The sequence below is a fragment of the Rhodococcus sp. IEGM 1366 genome, from assembly GCF_033142425.1.
Taxonomy (GTDB): domain Bacteria; phylum Actinomycetota; class Actinomycetes; order Mycobacteriales; family Mycobacteriaceae; genus Rhodococcus_F; species Rhodococcus_F globerula.
The window spans coordinates 142,102-168,693 of sequence record NZ_JAWLRZ010000007.1 but is presented as its reverse complement, the minus strand read 5'-3'; the positions used below and the strand labels follow the sequence as shown (position 1 = coordinate 168,693).

Annotated in this window: 14 protein-coding genes; 8 read left to right on the top strand and 6 right to left on the bottom strand. The window is 63.9% G+C overall.

From position 1 onward, the window contains the following. Nucleotides 1-41 precede the first annotated feature (41 nt). The 7 genes from R4P64_RS21840 to R4P64_RS21810 all read left to right on the top strand — a co-directional run bounded on the left by R4P64_RS21840 (nt 42) and on the right by R4P64_RS21810 (nt 17,656). Nucleotides 42-12,131 (top strand): non-ribosomal peptide synthetase, encoded by a 12,090-nt coding sequence (locus tag R4P64_RS21840; RefSeq protein ID WP_317822708.1) that lies wholly within the window; start codon nt 42-44, stop codon nt 12,129-12,131. Beyond that, nucleotides 12,128-13,180: an ABC transporter substrate-binding protein gene (locus R4P64_RS21835; protein WP_317822707.1), complete on the top strand. Its 1,053-nt coding sequence runs from the start codon at nt 12,128-12,130 to the stop codon at nt 13,178-13,180. Before R4P64_RS21840 ends, R4P64_RS21835 begins: the two co-directional genes overlap by 4 nt. Before the next feature lie 2 nt (nt 13,181-13,182). Continuing rightward, on the top strand, nt 13,183-14,466 hold the full coding sequence (gene entS, locus R4P64_RS21830; protein ID WP_317822706.1) for an enterobactin transporter EntS: 1,284 nt from the start codon (nt 13,183-13,185) through the stop codon (nt 14,464-14,466). Further along, the gene (locus tag R4P64_RS21825) at nt 14,463-14,693 is read left to right on the top strand and encodes a phosphopantetheine-binding protein (protein ID WP_317822705.1); all 231 of its coding nucleotides are present in this window, start codon (nt 14,463-14,465) and stop codon (nt 14,691-14,693) included. Before entS ends, R4P64_RS21825 begins: the two co-directional genes overlap by 4 nt. Beyond that, entirely contained in the window at nt 14,683-15,705 is a 1,023-nt protein-coding gene (locus R4P64_RS21820) for an endonuclease/exonuclease/phosphatase family protein (protein WP_317822704.1), read from the top strand. The genes R4P64_RS21825 and R4P64_RS21820 overlap by 11 nt, the downstream gene beginning before the upstream one ends. 71 nt (nt 15,706-15,776) lie before the next feature. Beyond that, nucleotides 15,777-16,751, top strand: a complete 975-nt coding sequence (locus tag R4P64_RS21815) for a glycosyltransferase family 2 protein (protein ID WP_317822703.1) — start codon at nt 15,777-15,779, stop codon at nt 16,749-16,751. A gap of 8 nt (nt 16,752-16,759) precedes the next feature. Beyond that, the gene (locus R4P64_RS21810) at nt 16,760-17,656 is read left to right on the top strand and encodes a glycosyltransferase family A protein (protein ID WP_317822702.1); all 897 of its coding nucleotides are present in this window, start codon (nt 16,760-16,762) and stop codon (nt 17,654-17,656) included. On the opposite strand, the gene R4P64_RS21805 is transcribed toward R4P64_RS21810, so the two are convergent. The 6 genes from R4P64_RS21805 to R4P64_RS21780 form a co-directional block, all read right to left on the bottom strand. After that, nucleotides 17,653-18,993 (bottom strand): polysaccharide biosynthesis protein, encoded by a 1,341-nt coding sequence (locus R4P64_RS21805; RefSeq protein ID WP_317541091.1) that lies wholly within the window; start codon nt 18,991-18,993, stop codon nt 17,653-17,655. The two genes, R4P64_RS21810 and R4P64_RS21805, sit on opposite strands and share 4 nt — an antisense overlap. Continuing rightward, a complete protein-coding gene (locus R4P64_RS21800) occupies nt 18,990-19,880 on the bottom strand; it encodes a beta-1,6-N-acetylglucosaminyltransferase (RefSeq protein WP_317822701.1) in 891 nt (296 codons plus the stop codon). Before R4P64_RS21800 ends, R4P64_RS21805 begins: the two co-directional genes overlap by 4 nt. Further along, on the bottom strand, nt 19,877-22,405 hold the full coding sequence (locus R4P64_RS21795) for a non-ribosomal peptide synthetase (RefSeq protein ID WP_317822700.1): 2,529 nt from the start codon (nt 22,403-22,405) through the stop codon (nt 19,877-19,879). Before R4P64_RS21795 ends, R4P64_RS21800 begins: the two co-directional genes overlap by 4 nt. After that, nucleotides 22,398-23,540: an LLM class flavin-dependent oxidoreductase gene (locus R4P64_RS21790; protein WP_116103552.1), complete on the bottom strand. Its 1,143-nt coding sequence runs from the start codon at nt 23,538-23,540 to the stop codon at nt 22,398-22,400. Before R4P64_RS21790 ends, R4P64_RS21795 begins: the two co-directional genes overlap by 8 nt. A gap of 5 nt (nt 23,541-23,545) precedes the next feature. Next, the gene (locus R4P64_RS21785; RefSeq protein WP_317822699.1) at nt 23,546-24,730 is read right to left on the bottom strand and encodes a 3-dehydroquinate synthase II family protein; all 1,185 of its coding nucleotides are present in this window, start codon (nt 24,728-24,730) and stop codon (nt 23,546-23,548) included. Between the two features lie 66 nt (nt 24,731-24,796). Then, a complete protein-coding gene (locus tag R4P64_RS21780; RefSeq protein WP_033231827.1) occupies nt 24,797-25,633 on the bottom strand; it encodes a 2-amino-3,7-dideoxy-D-threo-hept-6-ulosonate synthase in 837 nt (278 codons plus the stop codon). 77 nt (nt 25,634-25,710) lie between these two features. Here R4P64_RS21780 and R4P64_RS21775 point away from each other — a divergent pair, with 77 nt between their 5' ends. Beyond that, the gene (locus R4P64_RS21775) at nt 25,711-26,553 is read left to right on the top strand and encodes an arylamine N-acetyltransferase family protein (protein WP_317822698.1); all 843 of its coding nucleotides are present in this window, start codon (nt 25,711-25,713) and stop codon (nt 26,551-26,553) included. Nucleotides 26,554-26,592 lie beyond the last annotated feature (39 nt).

Sequence of the window (26,592 nt, the reverse complement as noted above, 5' to 3'; positions counted from 1 at the left end):
TGGCGAGCCAACAGTGGATCCTGAAGTTTTGGAGAAAAACAGTGCAGTCGGCATATCCGGTGACAGCGGCCCAACGCAGCATCTATTTCGGGCACCAGTTGGACTCGGTGGGTCACCTCTACAACACCGGTATCTACACCGAGACACTTGGTGAGGTCGACATCGATCGAGTGGTCGAGGCTTGCCGCTCTGTGCTGGATCAGGCCGAGACGCTGCATGTGAACTTCGACGTGGATGCTCGCGGCGCTCTGGTGCAGATTGCGCGCGAGAGCCGCGACTGGGACTTGCCCGTCATCGACTTCCGCGCCGAGGCCGACCCGCGAGAGGCATCACTGCGGTGGATGCGCGAGCGGATGGAATCGCCGGTGGACCTGGCGACCGACCTGCTGTTCACCTTTGCCGTGCACCTCATCGACGGTGACACGATGCGGCTGTACCAGCAGTACCACCACATCATCAACGACGGCTACGGCATCGCGCTGGTTCTGAACAAGATCATGCGTGCATACGTCGAGGGCACCGCACCGGATTTGAGCGCAGAATGGGCGCTGGCAAGGTTCGTCGAGACCGATGTCGAATACACCTCCGGCACCACGATCGACGACGATCGCGACTACTGGATTTCCGAGTTGGGCGATCTTCCGACGTCGCCCCGCTTGATCACCGTCGACCACCCACCGGCGCCCGGCGTCACGAGTGTGACCCTCACGCTCGACCTCGAACGCCGTCAGCGGCTCGAGGAGTACGGCAAAGCACACGGACTGCGCTTGTCCTGGTTGGTGATTGCGCTGCTCGGCGGCTATGTCGCGCGAGCGACCGGCACCACGGACGTAGTGTTGAGCTTGCCAACCACGGCTCGCGGAACGCGTGAATTGCGCGCCGTGCCCGGCATGGTGGCCAGCGTGCTTCCGATGCGCATCGACGTCGGAGAGCAGGCCCGACTCGCGGACATCGCAACGAGCGCCGAGCAGAAGATGTGGAAACTGCTCAAGCACGGCCGTTACCGGGGCGAGGCGATCGGCCGCGAGTTGGCTGCCAGGAACCCGGATTGGCGGCCGCCGGGCATCGGCATCAACATCATGCCCAACTCGACCTCCCGTTTCACCATCGGTCGAGAGTCCAACGTGGAGATGCTTGCGTCCGGGCCGGTCGGTGAACTCGAGTTCATCGTGTTGCTGCACAAGTCGGGCCAACCGATCGAGATCGGGCTTCGCAGTCACCCGGACAATGCGCAGCGCTGCAACGAGATTGCCTACAGTCTCGGAGATTTCATCGACTCGTTCTTCGAGGCAGTCGACGAGTCCGTGTGGTCGTACGACGTCGACGGGCTGGACGTCGCGGCTGCGGATCGTCCTCACGACGAGGACGGCGCAGGACCACTGACGTTGCTGCCGAGCCTCGCTGCCCGCCGTGACAACGGACAGCCTGTTGCCAGCACCCTGCGTGAGCACCGTATTGCCGCTCCTGCGAATTTGACCCGGGAGCAGTTGGTCGACACGGTCGAGGCGATTGTCACTCATCACCACGGGTTGCGAGCGACTCTTACTGCGCCCGTGCCGGTGTTGTGGATGCTTGCGATAGCGGAACCCGATGCGGTGAAGGCGGATTCACTGATCGGTGATGATGTTGTTCCGGACCCCGCATCCGGTCGAGGGCTGTGTGTTTCCTGCTCGGCCGATGGCGACCTGATCCTCACTGCCGCAGCAGGTTTGATCGACGATGTATCTTGGCAGGTTGTCACGGAGGACTTTGCCACCGCGCTCCGGGCGGTGTCCAGGGGGCGAAAGGTCATGCTGCCGCCGGTGCCCACGTCACTGAAGGCGCACGCCCGACGGTTTGCCGAGGAAGCGACATCGCCGAGCCGTCTGGCCGAGTTGGTCACCTGGACGTCGGTGCTGGCGCCGGGTGCAAATCTTGTGATGGCAACCGACACCGCAGGTGCACCGGCAGCCCGGACGGAGCTGTTGACACCCGCTGAATATGACACTGCAACAACGCGAGTGCCGAGCCTGGTCAAGGGTGAACCGGCTGATGTATGGGCTGCGGCCACAGCGCTCGCAGTGTCCCGTTGGACGAAGCGCGTCGCCGGTGCCGGCGAACTCACCGTCGACGTGTGGCGCGACGGCCGTCAACAGTGGGCAGCCGGCGACGATGTCGACCTGAGCCGTACCGTCGGGCCGCTCGGTTACACGTCTCCGATTCGGTTGGTGCTGAGCGACGATGCGCACAGCGCTCTACGGTCGGCCAAGGAACGAGCAAGGGCGGCAGGAGGTTCCGGTTGGCCGCTGCTGCGCTACGCCAACGTTCAGGCCGGACCTGCCTTGGCAGCCTTGCCGAAGCCTCAGGTACTGGTGCGCACGGGCGGTGACCGTATCGGTCGGTACGCCCTCGACATCGCTGTGCATGCCGACCAGCCCGGTGGTGCCACGGTTGAGTTTGCATCCGACTTCGGAATCGACGACGCGGAATTGGCAACCCTGGCGGGCTTGTGGCGAGATGCGCTGCGCGAGTTGGTGGCGCTGGCGGAAGGTGGTGCGACGTCCGGGCTCACCCCGTCCGATCTGCGTCACATAGCACTCACCCAGAGCGAGATCGAACTCGTCGAATCCGTCAGCGACGTGGTGATCGAGGACATCTGGCCGCTATCGCCGTTGCAGCGGGGATTGTTCTTCCAGTCGGTGTTCGATTCCGGCCAGGACATCTACACGGCACAGTTCTCACTGGACTTCGGCCATCGCATCGACGTGGCCAGGATGCGCGGCGCTGCAGCCTCGCTTCTGGACGAGAACCCCACGGTCCGAGCTGGATTCACCAACGACGGTCTGGGAGACCCGGTCCAGTTCATCGGAACCGGACTCGAAGTTCCTTTTATCGAAGCCGACCTGTCGATGCTCTCGCCCGCCGAGCAGAAGACCGGTGCCGAGGAGTTGGCAGCCGCCGACCGCGCACGTCCGTTCGACCTCACCGCACCACCGTTGTGGCGCATGCTGCTCATCCACCTGGGCGACGGCATCGACCGTCTGGTGATCAACCGTGAGTTCATCCTGTGGGACGGCTGGTCGGGCGCACTGTTTGTCGACCAATTGCTGGCCCGTTACGCCGGTGATGCCGTACCAGCCGCCGGCGCTCAGTTCACCGACTATCTGACGTGGCTCGACTCCCGCGACCCAGGCGTTGCAGCGCAGGCGTGGCGACGGAACTTCGAGGGTTTCGAGAACCCGACGCTGATCGCAGCCGGCGCCAAGGGCGGCGCCCCGGTTGTTCCGACCCGTATCGAGTCCTATGTGGACGCGGAACTGACTGCGGCACTGCGTGAGCAGGCCAGGCGCAGCGGAGTGACGTTGAACGCGTTGATGAATGCGGTCATGGGACTACTGCTGTCTGCGGAATCGGGCCGCACCGATGTGGTGTTCGGTTCGACGGTGGCAGGTAGGCCGACCGAGATTGCCGGACTCGAGAGTGTGCTCGGCATGTTCCTCAACACGGTGCCCGTGCGAGTGACGCTGGTGCCAGGGGAAACCGTGTCGCAGCTGCTGCGGCGGATGCAGGACGAGTACGTCGAGCGGATGGAATGCGAGTACCTCGGGCTCGGCGAAATTCAGCGTGCCACCGGGCATGCCGAACTGTTCGACACCTTGTTCGTGTTGCAGAACTTCAAGAACGCGACCGAGATGGCGGCGCAGTCGGCGCGGCACGACATCGTTGCCGAGGACAGCCTCGACCATACGCATTACCCGCTGGCCGTGGTGGTCTCGCCCGGTGAGCAACTGCACGTCAAGATCGACTACCGTCACGACATTGTGGATGCCGTGCGCGCTCACGCCTTGCACGATCGGTTCATTACGCTGCTGGAAACTGTTGCACACGACGGTGATCGGTTGGTCGCGGCCGTTCCTGCGCTTACCCCGACCGAATTGGGGCGTGCCGCGTTGTCCTGGGACGCGCCGCTACCCGCTGTCGAAGACGTCACGATCGCCGAGATGCTCATCGAGCGGGCCGCAACCATTCCGGACGAGGTTGCACTGGTATTCGGTGACGAGCGGGTCACCTATCAGGAACTCGCCGGCCGAGTCGAAGCACTTGCCCGCCAACTGATCATTCGCGGCGGCGGTCCGGAATCGGTAGTAGCGCTTGGCCTCCCGCGCACCGTCGACATGGTGGTTGCACTGTTTGCGGTGCTCCGCGCCGGTGCGGCGTACCTGCCGCTCGAACTCGACCAGCCGGACGACCGCCTCGTGACGGTGATCGAAGACGCCGAGCCGGTCCTGTTCGTGACCAATGCAGCTGCGGCGGCGCGATTGAGCCTCCCCGCTGATCGGTCGATTCTCCTTGGTGGAAGCAATGATTGGGATACCAGCCCGCTGACTGCGGCGGAGCTCGGTGCGTTTGCGCCGGGTCGCGTCGGGCGTCTCGATCACCCCGCCTACGTCATCTACACCTCCGGTTCGACCGGCAAGCCCAAGGGCGTTCTCACCCCGTACCGCGGCCTGACCAACATGCAGCGCAACCATCAGGAAAAGATCTTCGAGCCGGTTGTGGCCGCCGAGGGTGGGCGTCGACTTCGGGTGGCGCACACCGTCTCCTTCGCCTTCGACATGTCGTGGGAGGAGCTGCTCTGGCTCGTTGAGGGCCACGAGGTGCACATCTGCGACGAGGACCTGCGCCGCGATGCCAATGCGCTGGTCGACTACTGCGACCGGCAGCAGATCGACGTCGTCAACGTGACACCAACCTACGCAACGGCTCTGCTGGCAGAGGGCCTGCTCGACCGCGAACCGATCGACGGCAACCGCACCGGGCACCGCCCGCCGCTGGTGCTGCTCGGCGGCGAAGCGGTCCCGGACTCGGTCTGGAACCGCTTGCGCGAGAGCGAGGGAACGCTCGGGTACAACCTGTACGGGCCGACCGAGTACACGATCAACACCCTCGGCGCCGGCACTGACGACAGCGTCACACCCACCGTCGGAACTCCGATTCGTGCGACCAGGGGCTACATCCTCGACGCGTGGCTTCGTCCCGTCGTCGACGGAGTTGCCGGCGAGTTGTACATCGCCGGTGTCGGATTGGCGCGCGGCTACCTGGGGCGCACCGATCTGACCGCCGACCGGTTTGTTGCCGATCCGTTCGGCGGCGACCGCATGTACCGCACCGGCGACTTCGTCCGGTTGCGGCGCGACGGAAACCTCGACTACCTCGGTCGCATCGACGACCAGGTCAAGATTCGTGGTTACCGCGTCGAGCTGCACGAGATCGAATCGGCCGTCGAATCACATCCTCTGGCGGCGTCCGCAGCGGTTGTTGCGGTGGAAGACCCGTTGGTCCCCGGTATGAAGCGTCTTGCCGGATACATGGTGACGACGGATGATTCGGACCCGGACATCGTCGCCACCGTGCTCGCGTACCTGCGAGCAAAGCTGCCCGACTACATGGTGCCAAGCACTCTGCAGATCATCGACGCAATCCCCATGACGGTGAACGGCAAACTCGACGCCAAGGCGCTCCCGATGCCGGAGATTCGCACCGGGGCGTCGTCGCGGCCGCCGAAGAACGCAACAGAGCAGGCGCTGTGCGACGTCTTCGCAGACCTGTTGGAACTCGATTCGGTTGGTGCCGAGGACGACTTCTTCGAACTTGGTGGGCATTCGATGATCGCGATGCGGGTGGTCTCGCGGGTGCGTGCGGAGTTCGACGTGCAGTTGACGATTCGGGATCTGTTCGAGGCCCGCACGCCGGCGCTGATTGCCGAACTGTTGCCGAGCGCGGCAAGTGCACAACCGTCGATCGTCGTGGGCAACCGGCCCGAGTTCGTGCCGCTGTCTGCAGCGCAGGAACGACTCTGGATGCTCGCGCAGCTTCAGGACGACAGCCTCAGTTACCACTACGCGCACGTGGCCCGGTTGGACGGCGCGCTGGACGAGGCCGCGTTGGCAGCGGCTCTGCAGGACGTGGTGGGGCGCCACGAAAGTTTGCGCACCGTCATCGGAATCGTCGACGGAAATCCGTTCCAGCAGATCGTGGATGTCTCGGATGCGACCCGTCTCGAGATTGTCGGCGCCGATGCGGAGACTGCGCAGGGTTTGGTGATCGAGCGGCTGACGGCCAACTTCGATCTCCGCACCGATGTACCGCTGCGCGTCACGCTGGTGCGGATCACGCCCACCGAATACATCATTGTGTTGGTGCTCCATCACATCGCGACCGACGAATGGTCGGACGCACCGTTGCTCGGTGACCTCACCCGCGCCTACCTGTCCCGGACACAGGGACAGGCTCCGGCATGGGAACCCCTGCCCGTGCAGTACGCGGATTACTCACTGTGGCAACACGATCTACTGTCGGGTGACCTGTCGGATCGCCAGCTCGGATTCTGGCGTGAGAGCCTTGCCGGACTGCCGGACGAGATAGTCCTGCCGACCAACCGACTGCGCCCCGCTCAGCCCACTGGCACTGCAGGTAACGTCCAGATCACCCTGGGCTCTGAAGTCGTGCAGAAACTACGCGGCATTGCCGATGACCACCGCGGCACGATGTTCATGGTCCTGCACGCGGCTACAGCAGCGGTGCTCTCGCGACTGGGCGGTGGCAACGATATTGCGGTTGGTAGCCCGGTATCCGGTCGCTCCGACAGCGCGCTCGACAACCTGGTCGGGTTCTTTGTCAACACCGTTGTGCTGCGCACCGACCTGTCGGGAGATCCGACGTTCGGCGAGCTGGTGGACCGCACGCGCGACGCCGACCTCAGCGCGATGGACCACCAGGACATCCCGTTCCAGCGGGTGGTCGAGGAGTTGGCACCGCCACGCGTCGAAGGCCGTAATCCGCTGTTCCAGGTGATGGTGAGCTACCTCCAACGCGCCGGAGTCCTTCCGGACTTCCTCGGTGTGCCCACTCGTTGGGAGCAATTGACCAACGTGCGTGCGAAGTTCGATCTCAACGTCACCTTTGTCGACGCGCCGGATACCGGTGAAGTGACCGTCATCGCCGAGTATGCCGAAGACCTTTTCGATCGTGAGCGGGTGGCGATGATCCTGGCCGTCCTGTCGCGATTTGTCGATCAGGTTGCGGCCGCGCCGTCCGCACGAGTCGGGGCTGTCGAATTGGTGGACGCCGGTGAGCGGGCGCACCGACTCGCGGTGGGCGTCGGACCACGCGCCGCGGTCGAATCCGTGACGATCGGTGACCTTCTCTCGCGGCAGGCGGCGCTGTCGCCGACAGCCACGGCTCTGTCGGCCTTCGGCGATCAGATCGACTACGCCCAGCTCGAGGCACGCTCGAACCGCTTGGCCCGCCTACTGATCGAAGATGGTGCCGGTCCCGGTGACGTGGTGGCCGTTGCGGTACCGCGTTCGGCAGATCTGATCGTGGCAATCCACGCGGTTGTGAAATCCGGTGCGGCGTACCTGCCGATCGACACGGGATTGCCGCCGTCGCGGATCGAGTACATGCTCGATGACGCTCGGCCGGTGCGCGTCCTCGCAACCAGTGCCGTAACCCTGCCAGGTGGTGTTGCCCGGACCGATGTCGACGCACCGGCAGTGCAGACCCGGTTGCAGGCGCTCAGTGGTGACGCGGTGACCGAGCGTCGTAGCGCCCTGACCGCGGCTCACCCGGTGTATCTCATCTACACGTCCGGCTCCACCGGAAACCCCAAGGGCGTGTTGGTGTCCCACCAGTCCGTGGTCAACCGCTTGGCCTGGGTGCAGGCGGAGTCGCCGGTGCTGCAAACGGACCGCGTGGTCCTCAAGACGCCGACCACCTTCGACGTCTCCGTCTGGGAGTTGTTCTGGCCCAGTGTGAACGGTGCAACCACCGTGATCGCGGGACCGGATACCCACCGGGATCCGGTGGCGCTGGTGCAGTTGCTGCGCGAGAACGACGTGACCATCGCGCACTTCGTTCCGGCCATGCTCGAAGAGGCACTCACCGAGCAGATATCCGCCGTGACGTCGTTGCGACGTGTCGTGTGCAGCGGTGAGGCGCTGCAGAATCGAACCGTCGCACGATTTGCTGCGGCGCTACCAGGCGTGCGACTCGACAATCTGTACGGGCCGACAGAGGCCGCCGTCGAGGTCACCCTGGCAGCAGACCTTGCTCGTGATTTGGAAGTCGACCCCGCCGGATCCTCCTCGATCGGTGGCCCGGGATCGAACGTGGAACTCTACGTTCTGGATTCGAGCCTGCAGCCGACTCCTGCCGGTGTGGCAGGCGAGCTGTACATCGGCGGAGTGCAGGTGGCGTACGGCTACCTGGGCCGGTCCGCGCTCACCGCGGATCGTTTTGTGGCCGATCCGTACGGCGATGCTGGTTCACGGCTGTACCGGACCGGTGACTTGGTTCGTTGGACCGAGAACGGAACCATCGAATTCCTCGGCCGCTTGGACGATCAGGTCAAGATCCGCGGTTTGCGCATCGAACTCGGTGAGGTCGAGACGATCCTCGAGGGACATCCCGACGTGACTCGGGCGGTCGCCGCGGTGCATCGAAACCCCGAGGGCGAAGCCGTACTGGTCGGCTACGTCATGACGGCGGTCGGCGTCGTGGTTGACGCGACGACGTTGCGTAATGCTCTGAGCGGCTCGGTCCCCGATTACCTGATCCCGGCAATCGTGATTCCGGTCGACGAGTTCCCGGTCAGCTTCAACGGAAAGCTGGATCGAAAGGCACTGCCGCGGCCCAGTTTCGAGAGCGCTGTCTCCTCGCGGGAACCGCGGACGGACTTCGAACGCCAGGTGTGCGAGGTGTTCGCGTCGGCGCTCGGGCTGGAAACGGTGGGAATCGACGACGATTTCTTCTCGCTCGGCGGCCACTCGTTGACGGCCATTCGTCTGGTCAATGCATTGCGCAGTGAACTGGGTGTCGAGCTTGCCGTCCGTAGCGTGTTCGAGGCACCAACGGTCGCGCAGTTGGCCGTGCTGGCTGCCGACGCCGGAAGCAGCACTTCGTCGACGCTCGGACGTCGGGAGCGCCCGGAACGTGTGCCGGTCTCGTTTGCCCAGCGGCGGATGTGGATCCTCGACCAGTTGGGCGTGGACGGCGGCGCGTACAACGTGCCGATCTCGTGGCGGGTGCCGGCATCGGTGGATGTTGCCGCGCTGGCGGCGGCAGTCCAGGACGTCGTTCTTCGACACGAAGCGCTCCGCACGGTGTTCCACTCTGAGCACGGCGAGCCGTACCAGGTGGTTGTGCCGGAGAATGCCGTTGACGTGCCGGTGCACCGGCACATGGTGTCGGCCGACGACGTCACCGAAGAAGTTGCGCACGCCTCGCGGTACAGCTTCGACCTCGAACATGAGATTCCCGTGCGAGTGTCGGTGTTCGAGTTCGACAACGCGGGGGAGACACACACCGTCGTTCTCTTGCTGATCCATCACATCGCGACGGACGAATGGTCGACCCGCGCGTTGCTGGGTGACCTGATGTCGGCCTATGCGCTGCGCCAGCTCGGCCAGAGCCCGGACTGGGTGCCGTTACCGGTTCAGTACGCCGACTACACACTGTGGCAGCGGGAGATTCTCGGAGATCGCGAAGATCCGGAGAGTCTTGCCGCAGCACAGGAGATCTACTGGCGGAAGAACCTTGCGGGCTTGCCGGAAGAATTGTCACTGCCCTTCGACCGGACGCGGCCTGCCCGGACGAGCTACGCCGGGGGCTCTGTGTACCTGGCCTGGGAACCTGAAGTGGTTGTGGGACTGCGAGCGTTGGCCCGTGAGCACAACGTGAGCATGTTCATGCTGGCGCAGGCAGCAGTGGCAGTACTTCTGCACAAGTCCGGTGCGGGCGTGGATATTCCGCTGGGAACCCCGGTTTCCGGACGCGGGGATGCACAACTCGAGGATCTGGTCGGGTTCTTCCTCAACACGGTGGTGCTGCGTACCGACCTGTCGGGCAATCCGACGCTCGCAGAACTGTTGAATCGAATCCGCGACAGCGATCTCGGTGCTTTCGAGCATCAGGACTTGCCGTTCGAGCAGGTAGTCGACTCGGTGCTGGGCGGCGGCGAACGGTCTCGATCGATGCATCCGCTGTTCCAGACCATGATCGTCTACCTGACGGAGCCCAACCCGGCCGAAAGCCTGGGCGCGGCAATGACGCCGGAGCCGATCGAGGTAGCGACCGCCAAGTTCGACCTGTCGTTCGACTTTGTCGAGTACGCGGGTACCGACACCGTGGTCGGCATGATCGAGTACAGCTCGGAACTCTTCGACCGCAGCACAGTCCAGCGGTTGGCTGACGGGCTGGTGCAGGTGCTGAAGGAGTTCACGGCGCTGTCCGCCGAACGCAGGTTGTCCGAGATCGAGGCTGTTCCCGCTGCGGATCAGGAACTGATCGAGGCTGCGTGGGGTGTCAATCCGATTGTGGTGCCGACTCTTACGGCGGCGGATCTGTTCGACACGGCGGTGGCTCGCTACATCGACGAGACCGCATTGCTGGCCGCCGACGTGTCGTGGACGTTCGGAGAACTCGGTGCGCGGGTCAACCGATTGGCACGTGTGCTGATCGGGCATGGCGTCGGCCCCGAGACTGTGGTGGCGCTGATGCTGCCGCGCTCGGCGGAGAGCGTCGTAGCGATCCTTGCGGTACTTACTGCCGGTGGCGCGTATGTCGCGTGTGATCCCGACGCTCCGGCAGGGCGGTTGGACGCGATCTTCGAAACCGTCTCGCCAGCAGTGACTCTGACGGTGGGAGCCTTTGTCGACCGGATTCCTGCCTCGCTGGTGCTGGCGATGGACAGCCTGGAGTTCGACGAGCTGTCTTCCGCACCCGTGACCAACGCGGATCGACTCGCACCGCTGCAAGAGGATCATCCGGCGTACATCGTGTTCACCTCCGGATCGACCGGTGTACCGAAAGCCGTTGTCGCGCCGCATCGTGGCCTGGTGACGCTGTTCCACAGCCATCGGGTGGACTTGTACGTGCCGACACAGGAACGCGCGCAGCGAGATCGACTGCGAGTAGGACACGCGTGGTCGTTTGCGTTCGACGCGTCGTGGCAGCCTCAGCTGTGGCTGCTCGACGGCCATGCCCTGTGCGTTGTCGACGAGACGACACAGCGGGATCCGCGTCGCATGGTCGAACAAGCGCGAGAGCAGGAATGGGACTTCGTCGAAGTGACGCCGTCGCACCTGGCTCAGCTGATCGACAACGGTCTGCTTGACGGGACCCGCGTGCCCGCATCACTGGGCTTCGGCGGGGAGGCCGTCTCGCAGCCGCTGTGGAATCTGTTGCGCGAGAAAGACGGAGTTGAGGCGTACAACCTGTACGGACCGAGTGAGAGTACCGTCGACGCGCTGGTTGCGCGGGTGTCGGACAGCACGTCGCCCGTCGCGGGTCGGCCCGTCGGCAACACGCGTGCTCGTATTCTCGACGAGTGGTTGCGCCCCGTTCCGGTTGGCGTCGAAGGCGAGTTGTACCTGTCGGGCGACGGTGTGGTGCGCGGGTACCTCGGCGCACGCGCACGAACCGCGGAAAGGTTTGTGGCAGACCCATTTGCCGCCGACGGAACCCGGATGTATCGCACGGGCGACCGAGCCAAGTGGACGGCGTCGGGGCACATCCAGTATCGCGGTCGCACCGACGACCAGGTGAAGGTTCGTGGCTACCGCATCGAACCCGCGGAGATCGAGGCCGCGCTGCTCGCTACCGAAGGAATCGGTGCCGCACTGGTATTGGTCCGCGATGATATCGGTGCCCGGGCGCTCGTGGCGTACGTGGTGGCGGACGGGATCGAACCCGACAGCGCGGGCTTGCGGCGGTCCTTGAGCGCGGTGTTGCCGGACTACATGATCCCGTCTGCATTTGTGGTTCTCGACGAGATACCGACGTTGCCGAACGGCAAGATCGATCGAGCGGCCCTGCCCCGTCCGGAGATCGCGCCCATCGGGGAGTATCGCGAACCGGTGACGGAGATCGAGAAGATCCTGTGCCGGGTGGTGGCGGACCATGTCGGGCTCGATCAGGTGGGACTCGGCGACGACATTTTTGCGCTCGGCTGTGACAGCATCGGCGTGATGGCTGTGATGAGCAGGCTGCGTGAGGCGGGCTGCGAGGTGGAGGCCGCCCAGGTCTTTGCCGCCGGTTCGTTGGGCGAACTGGCAGAAGTACTAGCCCCAACTACGAAGGAAGCGGTATGAACTCTCGATGGAATCGCAGGATCGGTGCAGCGCTGGCCGCGGCAACCGTTCTGCTCGGTGTTACGGCGTGCGGGTCCGATTCAGGTACCGCCGACGCCGACAAGCCCACCTCGGCGAGCGCCGACGCCGGCCAGTACCCGGTGACGGTGTCCGGCAAGTTCGGTGAGACGACCATCGAGTCCGCCCCGACCCGCGCGATGCCGCTTTCCCCGCAGGACGCAGACATTCTGCTCTCGCTCGGCGTCACGCCGATCGCGATTCCGGTGGATGCACAGAACCGTGCCGCGACCGGCGGCTCCGGAGTGTGGCCGTGGCAGGTAGAGGCATTCGGCGGAAAGACACCCGAAACCCTCGACATGGAAACGGGTGCCGGATCCATCACCGAGCAGCTGGCTGTGCTCGAGCCCGACATCATTGTCTCCACCGGTTTCTGGGGACTCGACCAGGCTGCGTACGGCCAGCTGAGCAAGCAGTTCCCGGTGGTCCACTTCGACACCAAGGCCAACGGCGAGCCGTGGCAGGACTCGACTCGTAAAGTTGCTGCCGCACTCGGTATCCCGGCCAAGGCTGAAGAGGTGATCGCGGCTGCCGAATCGGATCTGGCCAAGGCACGCGCCGATAACCCGACGATCGCGGGCAAGACGTACAACGCGATCATCGGCGACACCGGCGGCCAGTTGTCGGTGCTGGCCTCCGACGAACGCGGTATCGGCCAGTTCCTCACCTCGCTCGGATTGGTCCTGAGCCCGTATGCCACGACGCTGCCCGTCGACGCGGACGGTCGCGGCATCCTGTCCTACGAGAATGTCGGAGACATGAACGCCGACGTGCTGTTTGTCGTCTCACCCACCGGAGACCTGGGTTACCTCACCAAGTTCGAGGGCTGGAACGCGTTGCCTGCCGTGCAGGACGGCGCCGTGGTGTCGCTGGCCCGTAACACCGGTCTGCCCAACGCCGTCGGATTCCCGTCGGCGCTCTCGCTCGGCTGGGCTACCGACCAGGTCATGCCGCTCATCTCCGACGCGGTCGCGAAGGGCGCAGCGGGCTAGCGATGAGCGAACGCGGAGTGCTACTCGACCTACGGCCGTTGCGCGAAAGCGCGCCGTTCCGGAGAGTTTTCATTGCCCGTACCATCTCGATCTTCGGTATCGGGATGCTGATGGTCGGTGTGCCGATCCAGATGTACGCGCTCACGGAATCGTCCTTCATGGTCGGTCTCGTGGCAGCCGTCGAAGGCGGTGCGTCCATCGGCGGCATGGTGGTCGGCGGAATACTTGCCGACAAATACGACCGGAAGACCCTGATTCTGTTTGCGCGCACAGTATCCGGATTGACGTTTGTCGGGTTGGCTCTCAACGCGATGCTCGAGAATCCGTCGACGGTGGCAATCTTTGTGCTCGCCGTTGTCAACGGGCTTATCGGTTCGATCAGTATCGCAGCGCTCTTTGCCGTCATCCCCAGTCTTATCCCCAAGGACCAATTGGTGGGTGTCGGCGCGCTCAACGTGCTCAGTGCGCGGGCGGGCGCCGTGATTTCCCCGGCACTCGGCGGATTGTTGATCGCGGCAACGTCGGTGGCCTGGAACTACTGGGTTGCGGCCGCCGGAACCGTGATCACCATCGTGCTTCTCGCGGGATTACCGTCCATGATGCCACCGGTCCACGACCACGAGTCCGGGCACGGCGAGCCGCCGGTGTCCGTGACGGGCTTCATCTTCGGGCACCGCGTGGTAGGCGGCGTCATGGCAGTTGGTGTGATCGCGATGCTCGGCAGCGGTGTCCTCGTTCTGGTTCCCGGGTTCGTCGACGAACGATTCACGGGTGACTCGCGCGCGGTGGGCATGTTGTACGCGGCCGGCGCCATCGGTGCGGTGCTGGCCACCGTCACCAGCGGTTGGCTTGGCCGCCTTGCACATCCCGGCCGAGTGCTGATGACGGCACTGGTTGCGGCCTTTGCCGTGCAAGCCGTGGTCGGATTGGCCACAGGACTGGTAGTGGCTGTTCTCCTGCTGGTCGTGGTGGGTGCCGTCACCTCCGTTCAGGAAGTGCTCCGGTATTCGATCATCCAGACCCACACGCCGACAGCACTGCTGGGGCGAGTCAACGGATTGTGGGCGGCACAGGAAGTTGCCGGACTCTCGGTCGGTGCATTGATTGCCGGCGCATTCGGAGCAGCCTTCCTGCCGTCGACGGCTGTTGTCGTTTACAGCCTGACCCTCGGCGGCGTCGCTTTACTGTCGACGGTGGTGCTCGGGTCACTACGGCGAGTAACCGGCGGGACCTCAGATCTGCAAACACCAGACCTTGAAACAGAACTCGAGAAGGAACACCGATGACCACTGCATTCACTCGCGATCGCATTATCTCCGATCTTGCCGAGGTCCTCGACCTCCCCGCTGACGAGTTGACCGAAGACGTGAGCCTGATCGACCTTGGCCTGGATTCGGTGCGGCTGATGTCGTTGGTCGAGCGCTGGCGATTCGAGGGAGCGGCAATCGATTTCGTGGATCTGGCATCGGACCCGCAGGTGGGTGCCTGGCTCGAGGTAATGGGTGCCGAATAGCGGCGAGGTCGACCCAGCGTCCACCACGAGTTCCGTGACCGGCGGCCGCCGGATAGTTCGGCGGGCGGTATATCTCGCCGGAGCGGCCGCGGTCGGTGTGGCAGCGCTGGGCGTGATTGTTTTCTATGTCGGGCCTGAGTCCAACACGTTGATCATCGCGTCGTCGTTTGTTCCGTTGATGCTCGGTGTCGGTCTGTTGGGTCTGTTGGTACTGGCAGCAACGCGATCGTGGCGGACTCTCGCCGTTGGGGTTGCAGTTGTGTTGGCGGGGGCGTTCACCCAGGCGCCGCTGTTTGTCTCGAACACGCCGGACACGGTTGCCGGAGAGGGAATCCGGGTGATGCAGGCGAATATTCGCCTGGGCGAGGCCGATCCGGATGCGTTGGTGGATCAGGTTCGCTCGGACTCGATCGACGTACTCACCATTCAGGAACTGACGGACTCAGCGGTGCAGCAGTTGGACACGCATGGTCTGGCTGCATTGCTGCCGTACCGGTTCGTCGAGCCGAAGGACGGCGGCGGTGGTACCGGAATCTACAGTCGGTTCCCGCTCACGGAGCAGGAGTCGTTGGGCCGCTTCGCGATGTCCAATCTCGTGGCAACAGCGGATATCGGTGACGGCCGCAGCGTGACGGTGGCCTCTGTGCACCCGATGCCGCCTTATCCGTCCCCTGCCTGGATGTGGGCGTCGGAGATGGGCAAGTTGAACGGATTGCTGCACGAGCAGGCGGCCGACGGCAAGCCGATGATTGTTGGCGGCGACTTCAATTCGACATACTCGCACAGCCGTTTTCGTGCGATCCTGACGGACGGTTTTACCGATGCCGCAGAGCAGACGGGCGCGGGGTTTGTGATGACTTTCCCCGCCGACACGTGGTATCCGGCGTTGATCGGGATCGACCACATCGTGACGAACAGGGCGACAGTGACGCACTTCGAGCGGATCGAGATCGAGGGTTCGGATCACCATGGTCTGGTGGCGACGGTGACACCCCATTTTGACGGAACCTAGGTTATCCTAACTTTCTGTTGGTGTTTTCTATCGAGAGACCTGAGTGATCGGTGAACCGTAACCCTGCCGGTGTGAGTGTGGTTGTGCCGGTGTATCGGTGCTTGCCGTACGTGGAGAATTGCCTTCGTTCGGTGCTCGAGCAGACTCGTCCGATTACGCAGATTGTTCTGGTGGACGATCGCGGTGGCGACGAGTCCATGGCGCGTGCAGAGTCGTACTTGCGTTCACGTGGTGTCGATTTCACGTCCGTGGTCCACGAGCGCAACGAGGGCTTGGGGCGCGCACGCAATTCCGGTCTGGGTGCTGTGACCGAGGATCTGGTGTGGTTCCTCGACAGTGACGACGAGGCGGCACCCGATTTTGTCGAGCGACTCGAGTCGGCATTGATCACTGCGTCGGCCGACTTCGCCTGCACCAGAACAACTCGCGTCGACGAATCCGGTACGGCAATCCAGATCGACGAGGCGCCGTTCGACGCGATGGTGGTGTCGGGCAAGGAGTTTGCGCGACGCCTGATTCTCGGGGACGCAAAAGCCTACGCATGCACCAAACTCTTCCGCCGCGAGTTACTGGGGGAGCGCCCATGGGACGAGGGGCAGGGGTACGAGGACATGGCGCCCGTGTTGCGAATGTCGTTGGCTGCCGAGCGAGTTGCCCTGGTTGAGGAGCCGTTGTACCGGTATCTCTACCGTGAGGGCTCGATCAGTACCTCACTCACCCCGCGTACGCTGGACTTGTTCAAAGTCGAACGCGACATCGACAGTGCACTGGGCGACCATTCTCTGAGCACGACGTGGGGCAATGAGATACGCGCCTTCCGCTACCGCGAGGTGCTGACGTCCGTGGCTCACGTGGCCATGCGCGCCCGCCACGCGTCGCCGACGCGGCCCGAACTCTACGACGAAGCGATAACCCGTGTGCGTCGGTCGATTTCGACGGACGACGTGATTCCGTTGGTACGCACCGGTCACCGCCGCGAGGCTGTGTTCGCGGTGATGGTGAAGTACACCCCAGGCCTGTACTCCGCGATTCTGAGGCACCGATGAGGGCACCGATGAGCGCACCGCTGGTCACCGTCCTGATCCCCGCCTACAACGCCGGCCCCTACCTGCGCGAGGCGCTGGATTCGGTTCTTACACAGGATTTCCGTGACTTCGAACTACTCGTGATCGACGACGGGTCCACCGACAACACTGGCGCGGTACTCGCGTCGGTGTCCGATCCGCGACTGCGAGTGGTGCGCCAAGACAACACCGGACTGGTCGGTGCTCTGAACCGAGGTCTCGCGGAAGCGCGGGGGCAGTTCCTGGCGCGGATGGACGCCGACGACAGGATGGGTGTCGGCCGGTTGTCCGCCCAATTGGCAGTGTTGACGGCTGATCCGTCGATAGTGTCGTGCGGTACCGATTACGAACTGTTCGGGGCAATGTCGGGCAGGGTTCGGATGCCGCGTTCGGATGCGGCCTGCCGGCAGAGGTTGTTGCTCGGCAGTTGTCACTGCGGCGCATCGGTCATGATCCGCAAGCCCATCCTGGACCGCAGTGGTCTCGAGTTCCGGACCGAGTTCGCTCACGCGGAGGACTACCGGATGTTCGCGGAACTCTCGGAGTTCGGTCGTCTCGCCAACGTGGCGATGATCGGATACGAGTACCGGATCTACCCCCACCAGGTCAGTGCCGTGCACGGGTCGCAGCAGCGGATTGCGCACCAGCGGATCGCTCGCGAGTACGCGGAGTCGATTGGCGTCCGGCCGCTTTCGGACGAGGCGCTGACTGCGCTGCTGTGGCCGCAGGTACCGGCGGGGCCGTTGCCCGTGGCGGCAGTGCGGGCGTTGGCGGACATCGCGCGCCCGGCTGCCGCTGTGGTGATACGACGCCCGGGCGTCGAGACCATCCGGTTCACCGGACGAAAAATAGTCGAGACGCTCGCGAAAGTGCGAGCAGCGCACTAGGTTCTTGCAGAATCCAGCACGTCAGGTTCCGGAATATCGAGGTCCTGAATGTTGAGGTGACGGGGGTCGGATTTCGCGACCACCGGGGTGGCCGAGAAGTCGACGACCGCACGGCGCAGTGGCACCGCGATCACTGCTATGGCGACCAACTGAGCACTCAGCGTTGCCAGTCCGGCCCCGATCAGGCCCAGCCGGGGAATCAAGACCAGTGCCAGCGACACTGTGGTGACGACGATGACGCACTGGACCGCCAACATGAGCCGGAGTCGTCGCAAGATCTGGGAGAGAAGGAAATAGACCACGACAACAGCTCCGGCTATCGAATCGAGCGCCATCACGAGGACGAGTGTTGTTGCCGCGTGGAAGTAGTCGGGACTGATCACGTACAAAACCAGTGGTCCACCGATCGCCAGCCCCGCAGCAGATACCGCGGTCACCACCGCGAGCATTCGCAACAACCGCCTCAGCAGGGCTTTCCGGTCGGCATCGGGCGAGGAGGCTTCGACGATGAACGACGAACCGACTCCGCTACGGAGTAATCCCACTGCCGAGCACATGGTCCAGGCCACGTTGAAATAGGCGTTCTGTTCGGTGCCCAACTGCGACACCACGATCAGTGGCAGCACAAGGGGAGTCACCGTGAGCACAAGCGTCATCGTGAAGAAGACGCCTTGGAATGCCCACAGTTCGCGCACCGGTGGCAGATCAGGCGCGATTGTCGTTCGTCCGCGCACACCGGTGCGCAGAATGTGAACCAGCGCAACCGCGGTGACGCCAAACGCCAGCACACCCCAAGACCCGGTGAGGGCCAGAGTAGATCCCGTGCCCGCCAGTGCAACGATCGGAACGATCTTGAGTACCGACAGTGCAATGTTCTTGGCCGCAACACTCTTCGCCAGCCGCAGACCCGTCAGGATCGGGTCGGTCAGAGCGTAGATCGCCAGTGTCATCACCAACATCGGGAAGGCGACGCGCTCGGTCGTGTTGGTGAAGAGGCGTTCGTTGGTCGGATTGACCAGCAGGAAACCGCAACCGAGAAGAACGGCCACGGTGGCTGTCAGTGCCAGCCCGCCCAGGACCAGACGCGTCGAGGCGCGTCCGGCGACGGGAAGGAAACGTTGGTATGCACCGCCGAGCGACAGGCAGGACACCGATGCGAGCATGGTTGCCGTGCTGATGACCGCCGACGCGCGACCGACTTCTGCCGTGCTGAAGAAGCGTTCTGCCACTGCCCAATACACGAGGCCGAGTGCACCTGTTGCCACGGACGAGAGCATCAGCGCCGCGGCATTGGACTCGAGTCCAGCGCTCAGGCGACGGGTCGGCAAGCGGCTCATGGGAGAGAATCCGAGTTCACGGCAAAAGCGTCGATCAGCGCCGTCGAGGTCGTGTCGACCTTGCGGGCGAACAGTGCCCGTGACGCACGCAGTGTCGGTTCGTCGTCGATTCCGAGTACCCGCGGGCTCAGCGCAGTTCGATCAGACCAGTCGATGTGATGAAGCGCATGAACCGGGTCGGCGATGAACTTGTCGACGTCGGCGCACTGCTCCACGTCCTGAACGATCCGACGCGCGTGCGGCGCGGCTTTGAGGATCGAATGGAAAACTATCTCGTCGGAACACAGTGTGTGCCGATGGAAGTCGAGCCATCGCGGATGTTCCGCGATGAATCCGGTGACCTGATCCACTGCGCCGGCTGTCAGTGCCCACCACGTTGATCCCTGGTACAGCTCGACAGTCGGATCCACCTTCCGCGGGATGCGCCCGGACAGTCGCGCGCGAAGCGGGGACCTGTCGTCCGGAAAGTGTCGACGGTCCACCAGATGGGCGCGCTGCGCACCGGGGCCGGTCAGTCGCCAGTCAACTCGGATGAACTCGGTGGAACTCTGCCAGGCCGCCAGCACTTCCTCGATCGGCGCGATCATCAGATCGGAACCCGATAACAAGGCGTACCGCTGATACTCGTTGCGGGAGGATCGCGCGTGCTCGATCAATCGAAGAATCACGTGCACGACGCTCAGCCCGCCCCAGTTCACGGAGCGACGGTCGCGCAGATAGGTCACCCCGTCACTTTCCGGCACCACGGCCTCGAACGATGCGAGATCGGCTTTGGCGTCGATGTGGACATAGACGTCGATAGACGGGTGGCGCAGTGAATCAACGAGTGCGGCAAAGACTTCTGGCTGGTGATGCGCGATGACCAGAACTGCGGCCCGGAAGCTCACTTCAGCGCCTCGCGCACGAGTGCGGCAGTGTGCGCGACATACGGCGGCCGGAGCATGCCGACATGATCGCCGGAGACACGCTCCACCGAAACAACGTGGGGTGCAACTCGAGTCCACCACGCGGGGTCATCCGGGTTGTCTTCTGCCATGACAACCGATACTGCGCCGTCCCACGGCCGCAAACGGTGCATGAGCGCGACGCGTCGACCCAGATCGTGGAATAGATCCCACTGCGTCTGCGCCGGGTACTGCCACAGTCCCGCCGTGAGTAACATGGCGCGAGTCTTCCACAGCGTGCGACGATCGGTGGGAGCAGGTTCGGACAAAGGGATCGACTGTTCACCCGAATCCGGCTCACTGCGAGACAGATCGAGAATTCCCGAACCCAGTGGTCCACTCAGGATCGTGTCGAGGCAGATCACCGCGTTGACGGTTTCGCCCTCGGCTTCGAGTAGACGCGCGACATCCATTGCGATCACACCACCGAGTGAGTGACCGACAAAGGTGTACGGGCCGTGCGGTTGTACCTGGCGGATCTCGCGCAGGTAGCGCTTCGCTGCTGAGCGCACCGTCCAATCGGGGAATCCGCGGCCTTCGAGTCCGTGGGCCTGGAGACCGTGCACCGTCCATTGAGGTCCGAGTTCCCTCGCCAGTGGCAGCAAGGCCAGCGCGGTGGAACCTGCTCCGGCAAAGGCGAATAACGGGTCTCCGGTGCCGCCGGTCTGCAACGGAACCAGCACACGGGTGCGCAGCGTCATACCTGTAGCGGCCTGCTCGAGATGTGCGGAAAACTGGTGCAGGGTAGGGAAGTTGGCCAAGGTTGCCGACGACAGTTCGGCGCCGAACTTCTGGCCGGCACGGGTGAGCATCTGCTGAGTCTGCAGGGAATCGCCCCCGAGAGAGACGAAGTCGTCGTCCCGGCCGATCTGCTCGATCCCGAGGATCTCAGACCACAGTGCTGCCAGTTCGGACTCGACACCCACGGCGGGGGGAATTACGGCGGGCCTGGGGGAGGGCGCTGGAAGAGCGCCGCGGTCCACCTTGCCGCGTTCGTTGCGCGGTAGCGCCGGAAGCAGCATCAGATTGGCAGGAATCATCCAGTCAGGCAGAGTCTTTCGAAGATCTCGTCGCAAGTCTGCCGCAGACGGCGCGCGGGTAGTGGGATCTACGGCAACGTATCCGACCAGCACGGCGCCTGAGTCTGTTTGCCGAGCCAGCACAACGGCATCTTCGACAGCAGGTAGGCGTCGCAGTGCCGACTCCACTTCCGACGGCTCAACCAGGTAGCCGCGCACCTTGACAGCGTCGTCGCTCCGGCCGACCAGGTGCAGCAGTCCGTGCTGGTCGAATCGGCCCAGATCGCCCATCCGGAACGATCGTGTGCCGTCTGCTGCCCGGCCGAACTTAGTGATCTCTGCCGTAGCGGTGCCGTCTCGCTCGACAAAATAACCTTCGGAAAGATAGGGCGATTCGACGACGATTTCGCCGACCTCACCCGGCGCCACATCGGCGCCGTCTGGGCCGAGCAACCGCACCACTTTGTTGGCGGCCACTACGCCGACGGGAAGTACCCGGTCGGGAACGTCGCGGCCAGGGGGGAATTCGTTGAACGCGAGATTGCCGGTCTCGGAGGAACCCGACAGATTGCAGTACGACGCAGTCGGACTGAGCAAGGTGCGAAGCCTGGCCACGTCGTCGCCGTGCACTGCCTCACCGCACGTGGTGACCAAGCGGAGACCGGTCAGTGTGGCGGTGCCGGCGCACACCTTCATGACTGCGCGCAGCAGTGAGGGGGTGGCGTGCAGCGTGGTCAGCATGTGGCTCGAAATCCACTGCGGGACTTCCTCGATACCTACTTCGCGGGGATCGAGAAAATGCAGTTCGCCACCGTTGAGTAGTGCGCTGAACACGACGTCGAGTCCGCCGCCGAAGCTGATCGGCAACGCCATTCCCAGCCGATCGCCTGAACCGATGCCGAGCGTGGCGTGAAAATCCGCCGCCTGGTTGAGCCACAGTCGGTGGCCCTGGCGGACTGCCTTCGGTGTACCGGTGGAACCGGATGTGAAAAGTAGTACTGCGCAGTCGCTCTCGCTGACAGCGGGCAGTGGCTGTTCGGGATGTCGGGGCAATGCAGCCAACTCTGCCGGGGAAATGCGTGCAGCACCCGAGCGCGTGAGAATGTTGTGGCGCCGATCCTCGGGCAGTTGCGAGTCGAGCAGCACCAGCGGATGTCCCGAGAGAAGCACGGAGACAAGCGCGACGACGCAGTCGAGGCTGCAGGTGGTGTCGAGCGCAACGGGGCGTCGATCGCTACCGAGATGACCCACCAAGGCCCGAGCGTGGGCATCTGCAAGCGAGTGGAGCTCCCGATAGCTCAGACTGCTACCGCGGCAGACCACCGCGATGTTGTCAGGCACTGCGGTTGCAACGGATTCGAACCGTTCCCGCACCGAGGACCACGGCACCGCGAACGGTTCGTGTCCACGAGGAGCGAGGAAAGACTCGAATGTCGAAATATCAGACACCGGCAGTTGCTCCGAATGCAGCTGTCACGCCGAGCCTGGGGAAAAGCAGTTCGGCCGTGATTTCGGCCTCGCGGATGAGTGGCCACCCGGACAGGATCCAGATGTCGATGCCCACCCTTTCGCTCATCTCGAGCATGCGCGCGGCCACGTTGTCGGCACTGCCCACGAGGTAATTGCCGGTGCCCTTACCGGCGACGTCGAATGGTGGTTCGGCGCCGGACCACGTGGTCAGTCCGGCAGCCATGTTCGGGGCAAACTCGAGTTCCGATCGGGTGGGCAGGCGGCCGGCTCGCAGAGCGTCGATCCGGGCCTGCACCTGTGCGTCGTCGGAGGTGAGTTCCGCCAACGGTGGGAACCCGAAGCTGGTCAGATTGCGGTCTGCGGTGCTGAGCACCGATTCCGGTGAGGTCTGGGACAGCTGCCATTCGAACCGCTCCCAGGCCTCCTCTTCCGTTTCCCGGACGATGACGCTGGCCAATACTCCGAACTTCAGTTCGCGGCCCTTGTCGGATGCTGCTGCCCTGACCTTCGTGAACAGCGTCGACATCGCTTCAGCCGGGCTCATGAACATGAGGTAGGCGTCGAGAACCTCTGCCGCGTGCGAGATTCCGGCAGGGGAGGCCCCGGTACCCCAGACCGGAACCCCGTCAGGCTGACGGGGTCCGGCGATGGCCGGCTTGTATCGCGGACCGAGCTCGAAGTGCTCACCCGAGAACGCCTGCGCCTCATCGAGATAGAGTCGCTTGAACAACGGCCAGTACTCCTCGGACACGCCGTAGCGTTCGTCCTTGGAGTGAAATCGTCCGTAACGCGCCAACACCGGATCGGCTCCGTTGACCTGGTTGTAGATCAACCGGCCGCCGGAGTACTGATCGAAGACCTGTGCCTCCTCGGCAAGCAGCGCCGGCGGTTTGACTCCGGGATACTCGGGTACGACAAAGCGCAGCCGTTCGGTATCTGCGACAAGCGAAATCGGCTCGCGGGCCGTTGTCAACGCGCCGTAGTAGCCGAGTCGGTCGAGAGTGCGCGCCTGCTCACGTAGAGCGGAAAACGACGGCTCGAACCGGTGCCGCGGATCCCACGGCACCTCTCCGTCGTTAGCTCCGATGTACCAGAGGATCTCGGGAACGGACATCTTTCCTAGCGCTCGTCGCAGAATTCGGTGATCGGCAGGCCGACGTGGCGCGCCTCGGTGGGAACGTAGCCGAGCAGCTTGTCGCCCGGTTCCAGTTCGGTGACGTTGTTGACGCTGCCACCGGGTCCGAGCAGGCGCACGTGCCAATCGTCCTGCGCAATGACGTTGACGTTCTTGCCGTTCGGGGCAACTGCGGTGATCGAGATCAGCGGGCGCTTCTCGATCTTGACGCGGCCGATGCGTACTTCGCGAACACTGCCGTCGGAACGGACCGCGAGGATCGGCTGGCCGGCCTGAAGTTCGCTCACGTAGCGCGTGCGGTTGTCCGGAGCGAGGACGTAGGAGTGCACCGCGCCGGCGTTCCAGCGGAAGGGACGCGTCGGCATGTACGGCAGCGGGTGGGTCTCGCTGCAGGAGAGGAACATTCCGGTAGAGAACGAACCGATCAGGCAGCCTTCGTCCTTCTCGAGCAACGAGCAGGTGTCGATGCAGGCACGATCGCCCATGCCGATGTGCTCGACCTTCGTGACGACAAGCTCGGAGAGCTCCATCGACTCGATCTGGTGATCGACGATGCGCGCGATGCGGACGACGTCGTCGGCGCTACGAGGTGCGAGCAAGAGCCCGTCGGAGCCGTGCTCGAGGACCAGCTTCACGATTTCGGCGTCTTCGACGTCGGTAACCGTGGTGACCGTGCGTCCGCCGGAGTTCTCGGCTGCGGCGATGACGATCTCGAGGGGGATCTTGGTCGGGTCGGTGAACGTGAGGAGCGTCCACGGCACCTCACGGACAACCTCGCACGCCAGCTGCAGGGTCGGTGCGTCGGAAACGACAACGTGGACGCCGCGGTCAGGAGTGTGGCCGATGTTGTGGGACAACGCGTCCGCGCGGTCGGCGACCACGACGAGGTCAACTCCGTCGTACGGGAAGTCCTCTGCCAGTGGAGCGTCGACGCTCAGGATGCGGCGCACGGTGGGGGGAAGGCCGTCGAAGGTCTCGATCTTGTCCGAGAGGATGCCGTCGATGCGATGGTGCAATGCGGCTTGCACAATTGCCGGCAGCAAGCTCTGCTCGACCGAACGGACGTCGAGCCAGGCGAAGTGGCCTTCGCGGCTGATCGGTGTCCGTCGACTGTCCGTGCCGGCCCCCGTCGCCGGGAGGATCTGGTCGGTGACGATAGTGCTGTCCATAGTTGGACACGTTCCCTTCGTTGGTTGAACAAGCGCGCGTGCGTGCGAGGTGGTGAAAACTGAAGATCAGGCAATCTCGAGTTCGGACCGGGATGCCGATTCCTGTGGGGAGTGCATCATCCGGGCCAGTGCAGAGGCCACCGCGTACGGATTGCGTGCCTCGAATACATTACGGCCGAAGCTCAACCCGGCAACACCTGAGCTCAGTATTTCGGCGCCGAGCGCGAGTGCGTGCGCGTCGACGTCTTCGAGGGGCGGGCCGCCCGCGACGCAGATGGGCAGCGGGCAGGACTCGGCAACCTCACGCATGGATTCGGGGGTGCCGCTGTAGTCGAGCTTGACCAGGTCTGCACCGAGATCGGTAGCGATAGCCGCCAGGTGCTTCAGTTCCGCCGCGTCCGACGGGAGATCACCACGTAGGGGACCGCGCGCATACATCATGGCCAGCAAGGGAACTCCGAGTGTTTCGCATTCGTGGGAGACCTTGCCGAAATCCTGGAGTTGCTCGCGTTCGGTGGACGATCCGATATTGACGTGCACGCTGACCGCGTCGGCACCGATGCGTAGCGCGTCCTCGACGCCGCCGACAAGAACCTTCGAGTCGAGGTCCATGCTTCGGGTGGTTCCTGCTGAGAGATGGACTATCAATCCCATGCGCGCGAAGTGGGCAGGGTCGACGTGTTTGGCGCGGCCGCGATGGAGAACTACGGCATTGGTTCCGGCCTGCGCAAGAGTGTGGACCAACGAGTTGGCGTGGTCGGCCATGCCGAGTGGACCGACGGTGACCGAGTGATCCAGCGGGACGACGAGAGTGCGCCCGGTAGCGTAGTCGCTGATCCGGGAGAGTCGGATGGACTTACCGCCCGAGGACTGCGACTTCGCATAGTTGGGTGATGTGAACACCGAGGTTCTCCAATCGGGCATCGAACGTGCGGCTGACGTTCTCGAGTGCCTCCGCAATATTAGGGTAGGCTACACAAATGGATTTCATCGGGGTAGAGGCAGTACTGCGATCTACACCACAAACACTGTCGTTAGCACCGCAAATGCGTCATATGCGCCGCGACGCCGACGTGATGTCGAGTGCGGAAATGCACTCGTATCTCCGCAGGGTCGCATTGCCCGACGATAGCCTGACGAGTCCCGTCGACGCGTCCTTGTTGCGACGCATCGCCGACGCTCAGTTGTCCCGAATCCCGTTCGAGAATCTCGACATTCACCGCAAACGCCCGGTCGAGGTCTCGGTAGCTGCGATCGAGGAGAAGCTGCTCCGGCGTGAGCGAGGTGGAATCTGCTACGAACTCAACGGCCTGCTCGCCCGCGCTCTCCGCACCGTCGGATTCGACGCACAGTTGGTCGGCGCAGCCGTCGTCACTCCGAACGGGCCGGGGCTTCCACTAGGCCACGTCGCAATCGTTGTCGGCTTCGCAGGCGAGACGTGGTTAGTCGACGTCGGGTTCGGCGGCGACGCGATAGTGCACCAGGTCGATGCCGGCGCAGTCGCCGGATGGGACGTGCGCTTTCCTTCCGGTGCGTCGTACCTGACGGACGCGACCACTAGGCCACTCGCAGATTTCGCGGCAATGGCGTGGTGGCACAGCACCTCCCCGCTGGCCCGCTTCACCAGCGGAATCGTGTGCTCCCTGACCGAGGGCAGTGTGCGAAAGACACTCTCCTGCAGGCCTGACGAGCAGTACCAGCTAGCCGTTACGGACGGGGCGCTACGCAGCGCCCGCGACCTGGACGGCGACGAAGCGCTTGCCGTACTGGCCGCGGAGTTCGGCATCCGGTTGCCCGAACTTCCGCGACCGGCTCGATTCTGAAATACCGGATCCGGTAACTGCTGTTATGCCGGATACTGC

Bases quoted from the DNA above. Each gene is read 5' to 3' on its own strand.
- R4P64_RS21835 (WP_317822707.1), top strand. From the start codon at position 12,128: ATGAACTCTCGATGGAATCGCAGGATCGGTGCAGCGCTGGCCGCGGCA.
- entS (WP_317822706.1), top strand. From the start codon at position 13,183: ATGAGCGAACGCGGAGTGCTACTCGACCTACGGCCGTTGCGCGAAAGC.
- R4P64_RS21825 (WP_317822705.1), top strand. From the start codon at position 14,463: ATGACCACTGCATTCACTCGCGATCGCATTATCTCCGATCTTGCCGAG.
- R4P64_RS21810 (WP_317822702.1), top strand. From the start codon at position 16,760: ATGAGCGCACCGCTGGTCACCGTCCTGATCCCCGCCTACAACGCCGGC.
- R4P64_RS21805 (WP_317541091.1), bottom strand. From the start codon at position 18,993: ATGAGCCGCTTGCCGACCCGTCGCCTGAGCGCTGGACTCGAGTCCAAT.
- R4P64_RS21790 (WP_116103552.1), bottom strand. From the start codon at position 23,540: ATGTCCGTTCCCGAGATCCTCTGGTACATCGGAGCTAACGACGGAGAG.
- R4P64_RS21785 (WP_317822699.1), bottom strand. From the start codon at position 24,730: ATGGACAGCACTATCGTCACCGACCAGATCCTCCCGGCGACGGGGGCC.
- R4P64_RS21775 (WP_317822698.1), top strand. From the start codon at position 25,711: ATGGATTTCATCGGGGTAGAGGCAGTACTGCGATCTACACCACAAACA.